Annotated in this window: 11 protein-coding genes and 2 pseudogenes; 10 read left to right on the forward strand and 3 right to left on the reverse strand. The window is 65.6% G+C overall.

Annotated features, from left to right (window positions below; genetic code table 11):
* A pseudogene (locus QZ847_RS16800) lies at window positions 1–563 on the forward strand (twin-arginine translocation pathway signal protein); the annotation flags it as partial.
* Between the two features lie 236 nt (window positions 564–799).
* On the opposite strand, the gene QZ847_RS16805 reads toward QZ847_RS16800, so the two are convergent.
* Together QZ847_RS16805 and QZ847_RS16810 are read right to left on the reverse strand one after the other, a co-directional pair.
* Window positions 800–1,135 carry a TfoX/Sxy family protein gene (locus QZ847_RS16805; RefSeq protein ID WP_294358847.1) on the reverse strand — a complete coding sequence of 112 codons (336 nt, stop codon included), beginning with the start codon at window positions 1,133–1,135 and terminating at the stop codon, window positions 800–802.
* Window positions 1,136–1,292: 157 nt separating this feature from the next.
* Complete coding sequence (locus QZ847_RS16810; RefSeq protein WP_294358850.1) at window positions 1,293–1,574, reverse strand: DUF427 domain-containing protein; 282 nt, start codon at window positions 1,572–1,574, stop codon at window positions 1,293–1,295.
* A gap of 135 nt (window positions 1,575–1,709) precedes the next feature.
* Between QZ847_RS16810 and dinB the strand changes: the two genes are divergently transcribed.
* The 3 genes from dinB to QZ847_RS16825 are packed head-to-tail and all read left to right on the forward strand — an operon-like array spanning window position 1,710 to window position 4,224.
* The gene (gene dinB, locus QZ847_RS16815) at window positions 1,710–2,792 is read left to right on the forward strand and encodes a DNA polymerase IV (protein ID WP_294358853.1); all 1,083 of its coding nucleotides are present in this window, start codon (window positions 1,710–1,712) and stop codon (window positions 2,790–2,792) included.
* Window positions 2,789–3,349, forward strand: coding sequence for an alpha-ketoglutarate-dependent dioxygenase AlkB (locus QZ847_RS16820; protein ID WP_294358855.1), 561 nt, complete (start codon window positions 2,789–2,791; stop codon window positions 3,347–3,349). The genes dinB and QZ847_RS16820 overlap by 4 nt, the downstream gene beginning before the upstream one ends.
* Window positions 3,346–4,224, forward strand: a complete 879-nt coding sequence (locus QZ847_RS16825) for a 3'-5' exonuclease (protein WP_294358858.1) — start codon at window positions 3,346–3,348, stop codon at window positions 4,222–4,224. Before QZ847_RS16820 ends, QZ847_RS16825 begins: the two co-directional genes overlap by 4 nt.
* A 98-nt stretch (window positions 4,225–4,322) precedes the next feature.
* On the opposite strand, the gene QZ847_RS16830 is transcribed toward QZ847_RS16825, so the two are convergent.
* A complete protein-coding gene (locus QZ847_RS16830) occupies window positions 4,323–5,234 on the reverse strand; it encodes a formylglycine-generating enzyme family protein (protein ID WP_294358861.1) in 912 nt (303 codons plus the stop codon).
* Window positions 5,235–5,321: 87 nt separating this feature from the next.
* On the opposite strand from QZ847_RS16830, the gene QZ847_RS16835 reads away from it, so the two are divergent.
* From QZ847_RS16835 to QZ847_RS16860, 6 genes and pseudogenes are all read left to right on the forward strand, one after another.
* Complete coding sequence (locus QZ847_RS16835) at window positions 5,322–6,995, forward strand: sulfatase-like hydrolase/transferase (protein WP_294358864.1); 1,674 nt, start codon at window positions 5,322–5,324, stop codon at window positions 6,993–6,995.
* Between the two features lie 37 nt (window positions 6,996–7,032).
* Window positions 7,033–7,914: a LysR family transcriptional regulator gene (locus QZ847_RS16840; protein ID WP_294358866.1), complete on the forward strand. Its 882-nt coding sequence runs from the start codon at window positions 7,033–7,035 to the stop codon at window positions 7,912–7,914.
* Between the two features lie 119 nt (window positions 7,915–8,033).
* Window positions 8,034–11,036, forward strand: a complete 3,003-nt coding sequence (locus QZ847_RS16845) for a TonB-dependent receptor (protein ID WP_294358869.1) — start codon at window positions 8,034–8,036, stop codon at window positions 11,034–11,036.
* Window positions 11,037–11,061: 25 nt separating this feature from the next.
* The gene (locus tag QZ847_RS16850) at window positions 11,062–11,847 is read left to right on the forward strand and encodes a class II aldolase/adducin family protein (RefSeq protein ID WP_294358874.1); all 786 of its coding nucleotides are present in this window, start codon (window positions 11,062–11,064) and stop codon (window positions 11,845–11,847) included.
* A gap of 26 nt (window positions 11,848–11,873) precedes the next feature.
* Entirely contained in the window at window positions 11,874–13,790 is a 1,917-nt protein-coding gene (locus tag QZ847_RS16855; protein ID WP_294358872.1) for an alkyl sulfatase dimerization domain-containing protein, read from the forward strand.
* A 471-nt stretch (window positions 13,791–14,261) separates the two neighbouring features.
* Window positions 14,262–14,414: pseudogene (locus tag QZ847_RS16860) on the forward strand (transposase); the annotation flags it as partial.
* Window positions 14,415–14,546: the final 132 nt, after the last annotated feature.

The following is a 14,546-nucleotide window of genomic DNA, read 5'->3' on the forward strand; positions in this document are numbered from 1 at the left end:
AGGACAACGCGCCCTCGCGGCTGATCCCGGTCGGGGGCGCGCGCAGCCACTACCTCGTCGTCCGCCGCGACGGCGCGCGCGCCTATGTCGCCGACACGCTGAGCGGCGCGGTCATCATGGTCGATCCCGAGGACCTGGGCGTCGCTCCGCTGCGCCGGCGAATCGGCGCCGCGCCCGAGGGCATGACCCTCAGCCACGACGAGCGGATGCTCTACGTCATCGATCGGCCGAGCGGTACGATCCACGCGCTCGACGCCACGACGCTCGAGGAACGCGCACGACGGACGATGCGTGGCGAGGCGGTGCGCGTGATTACGCAGGCGGACGGCCGGTTGATCGTGTCAAACCTCGCGGACAAGAGCCTGTCGCGGCTCGATCCGGTCACGCTCGCCGAGGAGGCGCGGCTGCCGCTCGGCGCCGGCGCGCCGGGCCTCAACCTTGCGGGCGACATGCTCTACGCTTCGCTCGAAAACGACCATGTGGCGATCATCAACCTTCGCACTTGGGCAATCACTGGCCGGTTCGCGAGCGGTGCAGCACCGGATGCCGGAGTGGTCTTGTGACCGTCTGCGACATGGGAGAGCTTGTCGCTCCGCTGATCGACTAGCGGATGACATTGAAGGCGTAACTGGACGATTATGTCGGCGTGCCGAACGACCAAAAGGCCTACTTTTTGTCGTTCGGAGGGATTGTGTGCGGCCGATTGGACGACTGACGAAGCGGATGAACGAACGACCAGAGCCGGACGGAGCCTAAAAGCAGCCGAGTGTCGGCTAATGGGTCCTTCCGCCACGGGTGCTTACGTGCTTTGCTTCGGCTTTCGCGGCTTGGGCGTCGGTAGTTCGGCCGCCGTGACACGCAGCAGCTCGCCGAGCCATTCGGCATCGTCCCATCGATCGCCCGCTATGAGCATCTGCGGTTTAACACCTGAATACGGCGGCGCGTCCGATACCGGTTCGGCATGGGCGCGTCCCGCTACCGTCGGCTTAACGAAGAGCTGATCGTCGCAGACCGACCCGATCATCTTGCCATCGACGTAGACGCCGTACTCACCGAACATCGGCTTAGCCGCCACCGCGCCGGCGCCGGTCGCCTGTTCAAGCAAGAAATCGATTGTGCGTTGCTGCGTCGCCATACCCCGAACCTAACAGACGAGCGTCGCTGCGGACCACGGACCGACCATATTCTGCGTCGCCGACCACGGTGAACGAGGGGCTGCTTCCGGAAAAGGTCAGGGTGCCGCTGAACGGTCACAAAAGGGTCTCAACGGGCACGATTGCGGGAGGTCGGTGCTAGCCTACCGTCACACCCTTCCAGAACGCGATGCGACCTCTGATCTCCTCTGCCGCTGACTTGGGCTCGGGATAGAACCACGCAGCGTCGGTGTTCTCAGCACCAGCCACGTGCAGGCTGTGATAGTGGGCCGTTCCCTTCCACGGGCAGATCGTCGTCTTGTCGCTGGGCTTTAGAAATGCAGCGTCGACGCTGTCGACGGGAAAATAGTGGTTGCCTTCGACCACCACGGTATCGTCGCTCCTGGCGATCACCGCGCCATTCCACCGTGCCTCAACCATCATGCGTCTCCTTTGCAGGGGTAAGGTCGGGCCGCGCGGGCGCATGGTCAAGCCGCCGCGGCGCCTCCGACGCGGCATTCCCCAGCGCATCCAACGGAATGTTCACAATCCGTTCTGCTTGGCGTAGAAGGCGCCATGACGGTGCGCAAGATCATCCACGTCGACATGGACGCCTTCTTTGCGTCGGTTGAGCAGCGCGACGATCCGGCGTTGCGCGGCAAGCCGGTCGCAGTCGGCCATGCCGCCGCGCGCGGCGTCGTTGCCGCGGCGAGCTACGAGGCGAGGGCGTTCGGCGTGCGCTCCGCGCTGCCGTCGGTCACCGCGCTGCGCCGCTGCCCCGACCTCGTCTTCGTGCCGCCGCGCTTCGAGGTGTATCGCGACGTTTCGCGCCAGATCCATGAGGTCTTCGCGCGCTACACCGACTTGATCCAGCCGCTGTCGCTCGACGAGGCGTATCTCGACGTCATCGCGAACAAGCGCGGGCTGGGGACCGCCTGGCTGACCGCCAAGGCGATCCGCGCCGACATTCTCGCCGAAACCGGGCTGACCGCGTCGGCGGGTGTTTCGTACAACAAGTTCCTCGCCAAGCTCGCCTCCGACCATCGCAAGCCCAATGGCCAGTTCGTGGTGACGCCGGAGATGGGCGCGGCCTGGGTCGAGACGCTGCCGGTCAGCCGTTTTCACGGCGTCGGTCCGGTGACGGCGGAGAAGATGAAGCGCCTCGGGATCGAGACGGGCGCAGACCTCAAGGCCAAGTCGCTGGAGTTCCTGCAGCAGCATTTCGGCAGCGCCGCCGGATGGTATCATGCGATCGCGCGTGGTGAGGACGATCGCTCGGTCAATCCGAACCGCGTCCGCAAGTCCTCCGGATCGGAGACGACCTTCGACCGCGACCTGACGGAGGCGGCGGAGATCGAGGCGGGCGTGCTCAGGATGGCGGACGATGTCTGGCATTGGTGCGAGAGCCGGCAGGCGTTCGGCCGGACGGTGACGGTAAAGGTGAAATATGCCGACTTCCACCAGATCACGCGGCGTCGCAGCCAGCCCGTGGCGGTGACCAGCCGCGATGCGTTGCACGGCGCTGCGCTGGCGCTGATGCGGTCGGTGCTGCCGGCGGAGAAGGGCATCCGGCTGGTCGGCGTGACCGTCTCCAACTTCGCGGCGGTGGCAGCCGAGACCACCGACGAACTGCCGATCTTCGTCGAGGCGGCGGCATGATGCTCGACGTTTTCGACGCGCCGCTGCTGCCGGGTCTCGCGCGACGAGCGTCGCTGATCAGCGTGGATGAGGAGCGCCTGCTGATCGACCGGACCGATGCCACCGATCTTGCGCCGTTCCGGTTCCAGGGCTGGACGGGCAAGCGGCTGACGACCTCGTTCGGCTGGAGCTACGATTTCGAGGAGGGTCGAGCCAAGGACGCTCCGCCGATGCCGGATTGGCTGCTCCCCATCCGCGACCACGCGGCCGGGTTCGCCGGCCTTGCACCGGCAGCGCTGATCCAGGCGCTGCTGATCCGCTACGATCCGGGCGCGGGGATCGGCTGGCATCGCGACCGGCCGATCTACGGCCATGTCGCCGGCCTGTCGCTCGGCGAGCTCGCCACCATGCGCTTCCGACGGCGCACCGCCGGGTTCGAGCGCACGTCGGCGCCGCTCGAACCGCGCGGCGGCTATCACATGACCGGGCCGGCGCGACACGAATGGGAGCACAGCATCGAACCGATGGCACGACCGCGATGGTCGATCACCTTCCGCAGCCTGGCGGACATGCGATGACCGGAACGACAGGAGCGGCCGTAGCGGAGCAGGTCGGCCGCATCGACGCACCCGAGTTCGTCGTCGTCGACGTGGAGACGTCGTGCTCGCAGGTCAGCAGCATCTGCCAGATCGGGATCGTTGGGTTCAGGGACGGTCGCGAGACCTTCGCTTATGAGACGTTGCTCCATCCGTGCGAGCGTTTCTCGTCGTTCAACACGCGCATTCACGGCATTACCGCCGATCACGTCGCGGGTGCGCCGACCTTTGCCGAAACCCACCCGATCATCGCAGGCCATCTGTCCGGCCGGATCACCGTCGCCCATTCACTGTTCGACAAAGGCGCGCTGGCCGCCGCCTGTATGCTCCATCGGTGCGATCCGATCGCGACGACCTGGCTCGACAGCGTGCGCGTGGCGAAACGGGCGTGGCCCAATCTGCCGAGCCACAGGCTCAACGTGCTGACGCGGTTTTTGGGACTGCCGCACAAGCATCACGACGCGCTGAGTGACGCGCGGGCGGCGGGCATGGTGATCGTGCGCGCCATGGAGCATACCGGCATGGACCTCGCCGGCTGGCTCGCGCCGAGCAGTCCGCCCCGCGTCAAGGCGCCGCCACCCGCGCCGAACGGCCCACTCAAGGGAGAACGCATCGTTATTCTCGGCGAGCCTCGCAACGGCCCTATCGCACGCCGTCTGGCTGGCGAGGGGGCACGCATCATGGCCGCGGTTGGTGTCAGCACGACGCGGCTGGTGATCAGCGACAAGCAGCCTTTCGGCCGCTTCGTCACTGCCCATGCTCAGTATCGTCAGGCGAATGCGTTACGAGAGACGGGGACGGCCATTTCGATCTGCACGGAGACTGAGCTGGGCGACCAGCTCGGTGACCGTTGCTAGTCAGCCACCCATGGTCTGAACGAATGTCCGAAGATGGTGATCATCTCTGATGCGCCGAACGTCCGTAAATGGGTCAAGGTCGCGCCGTTGTCGATACGTCAGCGGGTTACGCAGCGAAATCCGATGTGCGTCGTCGCTGAATCAATGGGCTGCGCATGGCGGGCGGCAGGGCGGTAGCGCTGGCAGTAGCTTTCGGCGCACAGGTGGGATCCGCCTTTCAGAACCTTGCGCGGGATGCGCGCGGCGTCTCCCGGGTCAAAGCTGTCCTGTCGTCGCGCGTCGCGCGGGTTGGCGATCGCGCAGCATCTGGGGACGGCATGGCCGCGCAGGGCGGATGGCGTCGCATACCAGTCGGACGTCCATTCCCACACGTTGCCGATCATATCGTACACGCCATAGCCGTTGGCGGGATAGGAGCCGACGGGGGAGGTGCGTTCATATCCGTCGAGCATCTGGTTGGCGAACGGAAAGAGCCCTTGCCAGTAATTCGCCAGCATCGCGCCGCCCGGCGCCAACTCGTCTCCCCAGGCGTAATCCGCGTCCTCCAGGCCGCCGCGCGCCGCGAACTCCCACTCCGCCTCGGTCGGCAGTGCCTTCCCGGCCCAGTGCGCGAAAGCCTCGGCATCGGCGTGGGCGACATGCACGACCGGGTGATCGCCCAGATCGTCGACGCTGCTGCCGGGGCCGAGCGGATGGCGCCAGTCCGCCCCCAGGCGAAAATGCCACCACTGGCTGACGTCGGCCATGTCGACGGGGCCGGCGGTCTTTTCGAACACCAGCGAACCCGGCTGGGCGAGCGTGGGGTCCATGCCCGGATAGTCCTTCGGGTCGGGCGCGCGCTCCGCCATCGTCACATAATCGGTGGCGGCGACGAAGGCGGCAAAGGCGGCGTTCGTCACGGGGGCGGCGTCGATCGAGAACGGATCGACGCGCACGCGCCGGACGGGGGCTTCCTCCGGGTAGAAGCGGGAGGACCCCATCGAGAACGTGCCGCCGGGCAGGCGGATCATATCGCCGTATCGCATGTCCGCCGCTCCTTCCGTCACAAGGGCTTATACTAGCACGGATCGCCGCGGTCGCCCCGATAGCTCCGAGGCATGACCGCTATACCGTCGTCAGACGCCGCGGCGGGCGATAGCCCAACGGTCGAGGGAGAGGATCGGATGAAACGGATCACAGCCGGAATGTCGGCATTCGCCTGTGCGGTTGCACTGACTGCGGGTGTGGCGGCAGCGCAGGGAGACAAGCCCGTCGACGGGTTCCTGGCGAAGGCCACCCGCCCGGCGCCCAACCGCGAACCGGTGATCGACCTGCCCCAGGATCGCGCGGCGGCCGCCGCGGCATTGGGGCGGGCGCGGGCGCGGTTCGGGCGCGCACCCAATATCGTCATGATCCTGATGGACGATGTCGGCTGGAGCGACATCGGCGCGTTCGGCGGCGGCGCGGCAGTGGGCAGTCCGACGCCCAATCTCGACCGGCTCGCCGCCGGTGGCCTGCGCCTCACCTCCGCCTATTCGCAGCCGTCGTGCACGCCGACGCGGGCGTCGCTGCTCACCGGGCGGCTGCCGGTGCGCAGCGGTCTGCTGCGCCCCTATCTGCCGGGCGAGAACAATGCGGCGACCGGCCTCAATGGCGAGGTCACGCTCGCCGAACTGCTGAAGAAGGCTGGCTATACCACGCAGGCGATCGGCAAATGGCACCTCGGCGGCGCGGAGCAGGCGCAGCCGCAGAACGTCGGCTTCGACGAATATTACGGCATCCTCACCTCGTCCGACGATTATACCGCGTGGCGCGAACCCTGGCGCAATCCCGATCTCGTCAACGATCCCGATCGCCGCGCCTGGGCCGAGAAGGGCGAGACGATGGGCATCGTCGCCGGTAAGACAGGCTCAGCGGCGACGCTCGCCTATCCGATCGACCGCGACACGATCCGCTTCGTCGATGAAAAGCTGACCGACCGGGCGACGCAGTTCATCGCCTCGCGCAAGACCGAGAAGAACCCCTTCTTCCTGTATGTCGGCACGCGCGGCGCCCATTTCGACAATTATCCGCACCCGCAGTTCGCCGGCAAATCGCCCGGCCGCTATCCGTACAAGGACGTGATCGTCGAGCTCGACCACCGCGTCGGCCAGGTCGTCGAGGCGCTGAAGGCCTCAGGCCAGCTCGACAACACGATCATCATGATCGCGTCCGACAACGGCCCGATGCTCGAAACCTTCCCCGACACGGGCACCACGCCGTTCCGATCGGGCAAGGGATCGATCTACGAAGGCGGCGTGCGCACGCCGATGATCGTGTCCTGGCCCGGCGTCATCGCGCCCGGCCGCGTGTCGGACGGCCTGTTCGACCTGATGGACGTGTTCGCGACCAGCCTGTCGCTCGCCGGCCGCGCCGATCTCGTGCCCACCGACCGCTATATCGACAGCATCGACCAGACCGGCTTCTTCCTCGCGCCGCAGGGGCAGAGCGCGCGTCGCGTCGAATATTACTGGGTGAACAACATCTTCATGGGCGCGCGCGTCGCCGAGTTCAAATATCTGATGCACGACCAGATTACCGAAAGCGACGACAGCTGGCCGCGTTCCAGCCCGTTTTCGGCGGCCTATACGACCTCGGTCTACGGCGGAAAGATGTTCGATCTCTACATCGATCCCAAGGAGGAGCACGCGCTCGCGCCGCTGAAGCAGCCGCAGATCCCGGTCGTCGCCGCTGCCGTGCAGGCGCAGTTGGCGACGTTCAAGGCCTATCCCCCCAAGGTTCCGATCCGTTAGTCTGGCCGCCGGCCCGCCTGGGCGATAGGGTGCCACGATGGAATTGCGGCACCTGGAACAGATCGTCGCCGTCGTGAAGGCGGGGGGCTTCAACGGCGCCGCGCGATTGCTCGGCGTCGCGCAGCCGACGCTGAGCAAAAGCATCGCGCGCCTCGAAGGCCAGCTCGGCCTGCAATTGTTCGACCGCTCGACCGAAGGGACGCGGCCGACGCCGCACGGCGATTATCTCGCCCGCCGCGCCGAGCCGTTGCTGCACGAGGTCGCGGCGCTGATGCGGGAGGTCGAACAGCGCAGTCGCGGCGACCTCGGCGTGCTCACGATCGCGGCAGGGGCGGCCACGCACCTCAATCCGCTGCCGATGGTGATCAAGCGGTCGGCCACCGAATTTCCCAATTTGCAGCTCGTCGTCCGCCGCGTCGCGAACGAGGGTCTGGCCCGCGGCGTGCACGAAGGGGCGTTCGATATCTCGTTCAGCCGGCGCGAGAATGCGGAATCCTATCCCGATCTCGTGCGCATCAAATTGTTCGACACCGATACGATCTTCGTCGTGCGGCCCGGCCACCCGCTGCTGGCGCGCGCGCCGGTCGGCCCCGCCGACGTGCTCGGCTATTCGATGGCGAACATGCTGGTCAGCGATGCGCTGCTGGAATGGCTGGGGCCGATCACGCCGGATCAGAACCGGCGGCTGCGCGGCCTGGTGTCCGACGATCCCGACATGATCCGCCACTATCCGCAAAGCACGGATCGCATCGCGCGCGGCCCGCGCTTCGTGTTCGATCGCGAACTGGCCGACGGCACGTTGGTCGAGCTGCCGTCGACCAAGACCTTCCCGTTCGAATGCTGGATGCTGACCACCAAGGGCCTGTGGAGCGTGCCGCTGGTGCGCCGCATCGCGCAGATCGCCAAGGGTGCTCCGTAATATCGCTGATAGCCTGAAGGCATAATGGCGCGGCATTTTTCGACCGACGTCATGGCACATGCTGTGCGCTACCCCTTCGCCCAAGAGACCGAAGCGTCTCGCAGGATCGGGAGAGGGCTATGCGCGCGACGTTGCTGGGCAGCACCATATGGGTTTCCGTTTCGCTGCTGGCGGGGCAGGCACAGGCGCAGATGGCGGGTTCTCCCGCCGCGGTGGTGCCCGCTCAGGCCGATGCGCACGCCGATCAGCCCGATATCGTCGTCACCGGGTCGCTGATCCGCGGATCGCGTGAGGACGCCCCGGCGCCCGTCGACGTCATCGGCGCGCAGGATCTCGCGCGACAGGGCAGTCCGTCGGTCGTCGAGCTGATGAAGGCCTTGCCGACGTCCAGCGGCGTGCTGGGCGATTCGAACCAGTTCGATTCGCGCTCGCAAGGGAGCGAAGGCATCGCCACGGTCAATCTGCGCGGCCTCACCCCCGAACGGACGCTGGTGCTGCTCAACAGCAAGCGGCTCGTTCCCGTCGGCACCGGCGCGCCCGCGGTGGACATCAATCTCATCCCGCTCGCCGCCATCGGCCGGGTCGAGGTGCTGAAGGACGGGGCGGCCGCGACCTACGGCTCCGATGCCATCGCCGGCGTCGTCAATTTCATCACGCGCACCGATCAGAAGGGGTTTCGCGCAGCGGGCAGCTACAAGCATGTGCCTGGCAGCGACGGGGACATCGATGCCTCGCTCAGCTTCGGCCATGATGCGAACGGCCTGCGCTTCCTCGTCGCCGCCGGCGTGCAGACGCGCGGGCAATTGCTCGCGACGAAGCGCGACTTCGCGCTGCGCGATTATGCCACCAACCCGCAGGGCGGCTGGAACCCGGCCAGCAACCCCGGCAGCTTCGTTCCCATCGGCGCGACCGGGGCGCCGCTGGGGGCGGTGCGCACCGATGTCGCCTGCGCGCCGCTCGGCGGCTATGTCACGACGCAGAACCGCTGCATCGGCAATACCACGCAATTCGATGCGCTCGCCGAACAGGAACGCCGCGGGCAGGTGTTCGTCGACGTCGGCATCGACCTGCCACACGGGATGGAGGTGCAGGCGACGGCCCTCTACGGCGCGTCGGAAAACCCGCACGTCCTGACCTCGCCGTCCTATCTGCCCTCGCAGCCGCCCTCGATCGTCGCGCTCGGCGGCGTCAACCGCAGCAGCGTGTCGGGCTTCTACGTGCCGGCGAGCAACCCCGGTTTCCAGGCCTATGCGCAGCAGAACGGCGGGCTCGCCAATGCTGCGGGCGTCGTCTTCCCGACGCTGCTCTTCCGTCCGTATCTGCTCGGCGGCAATCCGCTGACGCTGGGCGAGGCTGACTATCCGGGATCGCTGACCGGCAGCCGTCGATCGGAAACCGCACGCTTCACGCTGGCGCTGCGCGGGCCGGTGACGCAGGGCGTGGATTTCGAGATCGCCGGCACGTACCAGCAGTATTATCGCTACGTCGAAAGCAACGACATCTTCGGCGATCGCATCCAGCTCGCGCTGCGCGGGCTCGGCGGGGCAGGATGCAACGTCGCGGCGAACACGCCCGGCCAGAACGGCTGCCAGTATCTCAATCCGTTCGGCAATGCGATCGCCGCCAATCCGGTGACGGGCGTGGCCAATCCCGGCTATGTCGCGGGCGTCGCCAACACCGCCAGCCTGGCGAGCTGGCTGTTCGTGCCCAGCATCACGCGCACCAACACGCAGCTCTTCGTCGCCGATGCGACCGTATCGGGCGGCACGGGAATTTCGCTGCCCGGCGGCGAGCTGAAGTTCGCGCTCGGTGGCCAGTATCGCCGTTCGTCGTTCCGCACCGCGCTCGGCGCCGCGAACGACCTTGCCGTAACGCCGTGCCGTGAAACGCCGCTCAACGGCAATCTCGGGGCGTGCGCGCCCAGTACGGTCGGCGGTCCGGCCGCTCAGGCGACGGGCGCGTTCGGTTTCCTCGGCAGCACCCGAACCGCGCAGGCGAGCAGCGACGTGCGTGCGGTCTTTGCCGAATTGCAGCTGCCGATCCTGTCCTCGCTTAACGGCCAGCTGTCCGCCCGGTACGAAGATTACGGCGGTCAGATCGGATCGACCTTCAATCCGCAGGCGCGGCTGCGCTTCCAGGCGACCGACTGGCTGGCGTTCCGTGGCGGCATCGGCACCACCTTCCGCGGGCCGCCCGTTCAGTATCTGACGCCCAATTCTTTCACCGGGCTGCAACTGGTCGGCAGCGCGTTCAAGCCCGTCGAAATTCTCGGGCGGCCGGGGCTTCAGCCAGAAACCTCGACGAACCTGTCGGGCGGCGTGCTGTTCAACGCGGGTGGCCTGCGCGCGAGCGTCGACTATTTCCGCTACCAGATCCGCGACACCATTGTCGCCGATCCGCTGGGCGGGATGGTCGCGACGCTGTTCGCCGGCAGCAACTGCACCAACGCCGCCTATGCGGCGCTGCGCCAGCGGTTCTTCTTCAACGACGGCGGCGGCGTGGCGGGGGCGGGGACGTGCAGCGCCGCGAACGTGTCGCGTGTCATCACCACCTATCAAAACGGCGCGCGGGTGCGCGACGCCGGGCTCGACTTCAATCTGGATTACGATGCCGATGTCGGTGCGGTGCGCGTCAGCATGGGCGGCTCGGCGACCTACAATCTCGAATATAAGACGGGCGCGCAGTCGGTGGCGGGCGTCGTCGTTCAGCCGGCGTTCGATGCCGCCGGCAAGCTCAACTACCAGACCACGGCCTATCCCGTACCGCGCTGGAAGGGGCAGGCCTATGTCCAGGCGCGCTATGCCGGGCTGAATGCGCGTGTCACCTTCAACTATGTCGGCGGCATGTACGATCAGCGCGCCGACGACCCCGCCGGCATTTTCGGTCCCAGCACGCTGCTGCCCGGATCGCCGACCTTGTCGCAAGGCTCGCGCATCGCGCCGTTCCGCACCGCGGACGTCAGCCTGCAATATCAGATCGTGCCCGATACCAATCTGACGCTGACCGTCCTCAACGTCACCGATCGCGATCCGCCGTTTGCGCGGCTGAACTACAATTACGATCCCTTCACCGCGAGCGCGCTTGGCCGACAGGTCAAGCTCGGCGTGTCCACCGCCTTCTGACCCCAAGGAACCCCGGACGATGGCTATGGCTGCCCCTTCCCCTCACGCTCCCGCGGCGTCGCCTCCCGACGGCATGTCGGCCGGGGAATGGGCGGTGCGCGTCGATCTTGCCGCCGCCTATCGCCTGGTGGCGCATTACGGATGGGACGATCTGATCTTCACCCATCTGTCGGTCCGGGTGCCAGGGCCCGACCATCACTTCCTGATCAATCCCTATGACAGGATGTTCGAAGAGATCACGGCTTCGTCCCTCGTGAAGATCGACGTCGATGGCCATCCGGTCGACGCCGGCACGCACCCGGTCAATCCGGCGGGCTTCACCATCCATTCCGCGATCCACATGGGGCGGGAGGATGCGCAGGCGGTGATGCACGTCCACACGCCTTATGGTCAGGCGGTCAGCGCGATGGCGTTCGGCCTGCTGCCGCACACGCAGACCGCGATGATCGCCGGTGCGGACGTCGCCTATCACGACTATGAAGGGATCGCGACCGACCTCGACGAACGCGAACGGCTCGTGGCCGATCTGGGCACGCGCCATGCGATGATCTTGCGCAACCACGGAACGCTGACGATCGGCGACAGCGTCGCGGCCTGTTTCCTGCGCCTCTACTTCCTCGAACGCGCCTGCGAGGCGCAGGTGCATATGCTCGCCGCCGGCCGCGACAACCTCAACCCGCCGCCCGATGGCGTCGAGGACAAGGTCGCACGCCAGTCGGCGCCGGCGGGGATGGGATTGCTGGCGCAGCGGCTCGCCTGGCCGGCGCTGTTGCGCAAGCTCGACCGTATCGATCCGGGGTTCCGGGCATGAGGGGGCGGGCGTTGCGTCACGCAGCGATGGCGATGATCGCGGTCGCCGCCCCGGCTGCGGCCGCGCTGGCACAGGCCGATCCGCCCTCCGCCAGCACGCGCGCGGCGCATGCGGCGGCCTTGGCGGAGATGGCGGGTCGGTCGGACGAGGATCGCGATTTTGCCTCGCGCGGCTATCTCGGCACGCTGGCCGATCCGGTGATCCGGACCGATGCGGGCACCGTCGTCTGGGATTTCCGTCGCTTCGCGTTTCTCGACCAGCCCAAGGCCGCCGATACCGTCAACCCCAGCCTGTGGCGGCATGCGCAGCTTTTGGCGAAGCATGGCCTGTTCCGCGTCACCGACCGTATCTATCAGGTGCGCGGATTCGACCTCGCCAACCTGACGGTCGTGCGCGGCGATACCGGCTGGATCGTCATCGACACGCTGTCATGTACCGAAACCGCGCGTGCCGCGATGCGCCTCGTCGCCGAAAAACTGGGCGATCGTCCGATCTCCGCCGTCATCCTTACGCATTCCCACTCCGACCACTTCGCCGGCATCGGCGGCGTGCTGAACGCCGAGCAGCGCGCGGCTGGGACGACTCCGGTCATCGCGCCCGCGGGCTTCTTTGACGAAGCGGTCAGCGAAAACCTGGTCGCGGGGCCGGCGATGAACCGGCGTGCCGGCTATCAGTTCGGCCTGGCGCTGCCGATTGGCCCGACGGGGGCGGTCAACTCGGGGATCGGTCCGGCGACGGCGCTTGGCACGCGGTCGCTGCCGCGCCCCACGCGGGAAATCACGCAGGACGGGACTGAACTGGTCATCGACGGCGTGCGGCTGCGCTTCCAGTTGACGCCGGGGACGGAGGCGCCAGCCGAAATGAACATCGCGTTTCCCGACTGGAATGTGATCGATCTGGCAGAAAACGCCAACGTCACCCAGCATAACATCCTGACGCCGCGCGGGGCAAAGGTTCGCGATACGCGGCTATGGGTGGCGGGTCTGACGCAGGCGATCGAACGCAATCCCGACGCGACGGTCATGATCACCAGCCACGGCTGGCCGCGCTTCGGGCGCGACCGCATCCGCGACTTCCTGACGAAGCATCGCGATGCCTATGCTTTCTTGCATGACCAGACGGTGCGTTTGATGAATGCGGGCCTCACCGCCGACGCGATCGCCGCGCAGCTTAAGCTACCCGACGCACTCGCACGCGAATGGTACAATCGTCCCTATTACGGCTCCATCTCCTTCAACGCACGGGCCATCTATCAATTCTACCTAGGCTGGTACGACGCCAACCCCGCCCACCTAGCTGCCCGGTCGCCCATCGACGCCGGTCGACGCTATGTATCAGCCATGGGCGGCACTGCAAAAGTCATGTCGTTGGCGAAGGTCGCTTTTGACACGAGCGACTATGAGTGGGCGGCGGAGTTGCTGAACCACGTTGTGATTGGCGAGAGCGCACCGGCAGACGCACGTGCGCTGCTGGCGCGCTGCTACGACCAACTCGCATGGCAGAGCGAAAATTCGTTATGGCGTAACATGTATTTGAGTGCCGCTGCCGATCTCCGTGGACCGCCTACCGTCCGCGCACCCGCCAGCCAATCAGGCTTGGTCAACGGCTTGTCGCTTGCACAAGCGGTCGATTTGATGGCGATCCGACTAGACCCGGCTAAGGCGCGGGATCTCGCGGTCACCTTAAAGGCGACCGATACTGGTGAAGCCGTAAGTCTCCAGGTAGAAAATGGCGTGCTGATTGGCGGCAGGTTCTCAACAGGTCGATCATACGCCGTGGTCTCAGCTCCACGTTTAGAGCTGATGTCTATGTTATTTGCGCGATCAGAAGCTGATCCGGCAGGTCGCGGCGATCCCGATGTTATTAAATCTTTGCGGGCGATGCTTGACAAGTCAGGCTCCTCGTTCTCTCCCGTCTTGCCTGTGCGTTTAGAAATTAAATAGAAGAAACTCGGTTATTTTACCATTTTTTCAAACTATTATAATTAATTAAATTTGTGTTATGACTTCTTAAGATAGTGTATGAACGAGGTTGCAAGTAATTTGCGGCCCTGAATGAAGGAATCCAAGTTGGTAAGTCATATCAATCAATTCATGTTTGAAATAGCGAAGCGACGAACGCCGCGATTTCAGCGGTCCTTTATGGGCGTTGTCAGTCCCATATACCTGTGATCAAGAATCAGGCGCTCTGCCAAATCGCGTCTAAGGTGAAACCGAGCTCAACTTGCTTCTACGTTCGCGAGCCGAGCATCACACCTCAGGATGATGGAGGCAACGAGTTCGCTTTGGGCGCGAGAAAAGCTCTTCCCGATCAGGACAAGCCACTGTGCACCGCATTGGACAGCCGAAATCTTAGACTCAGGACCCATTGATGTGAGCGTTGCGATCTGATTCAGGCTCCGCGAGGAGACCGGGATGAGCGACCTGTTTTGGCTGACGGACGATCAGATGGAGCGGCTGCGGCCATTCTTCCCCAAGAGCCACGGAAAGGCTCGGGTAAATGACCAGCGCGTGTTGAGCGGCATCGTGTTGATCAACCGCAATGGGCTGCGCTGGCGAGAGGCGCCCGGTGACTAGGGTCAGGACCCATTGATGTGAGCGTCGCGATCTGATTCAGCCTCCGCAAGGAGACCTGGATGAGCGACCTGTTTTGGCTGACGGATGAGCAGATCGAGCGACTGCGGCCGTTCTTTCCCAAGA

The organism is uncultured Sphingomonas sp., assembly GCF_913778135.1.
Classification (GTDB): Bacteria; Pseudomonadota; Alphaproteobacteria; order Sphingomonadales; family Sphingomonadaceae; genus Sphingomonas.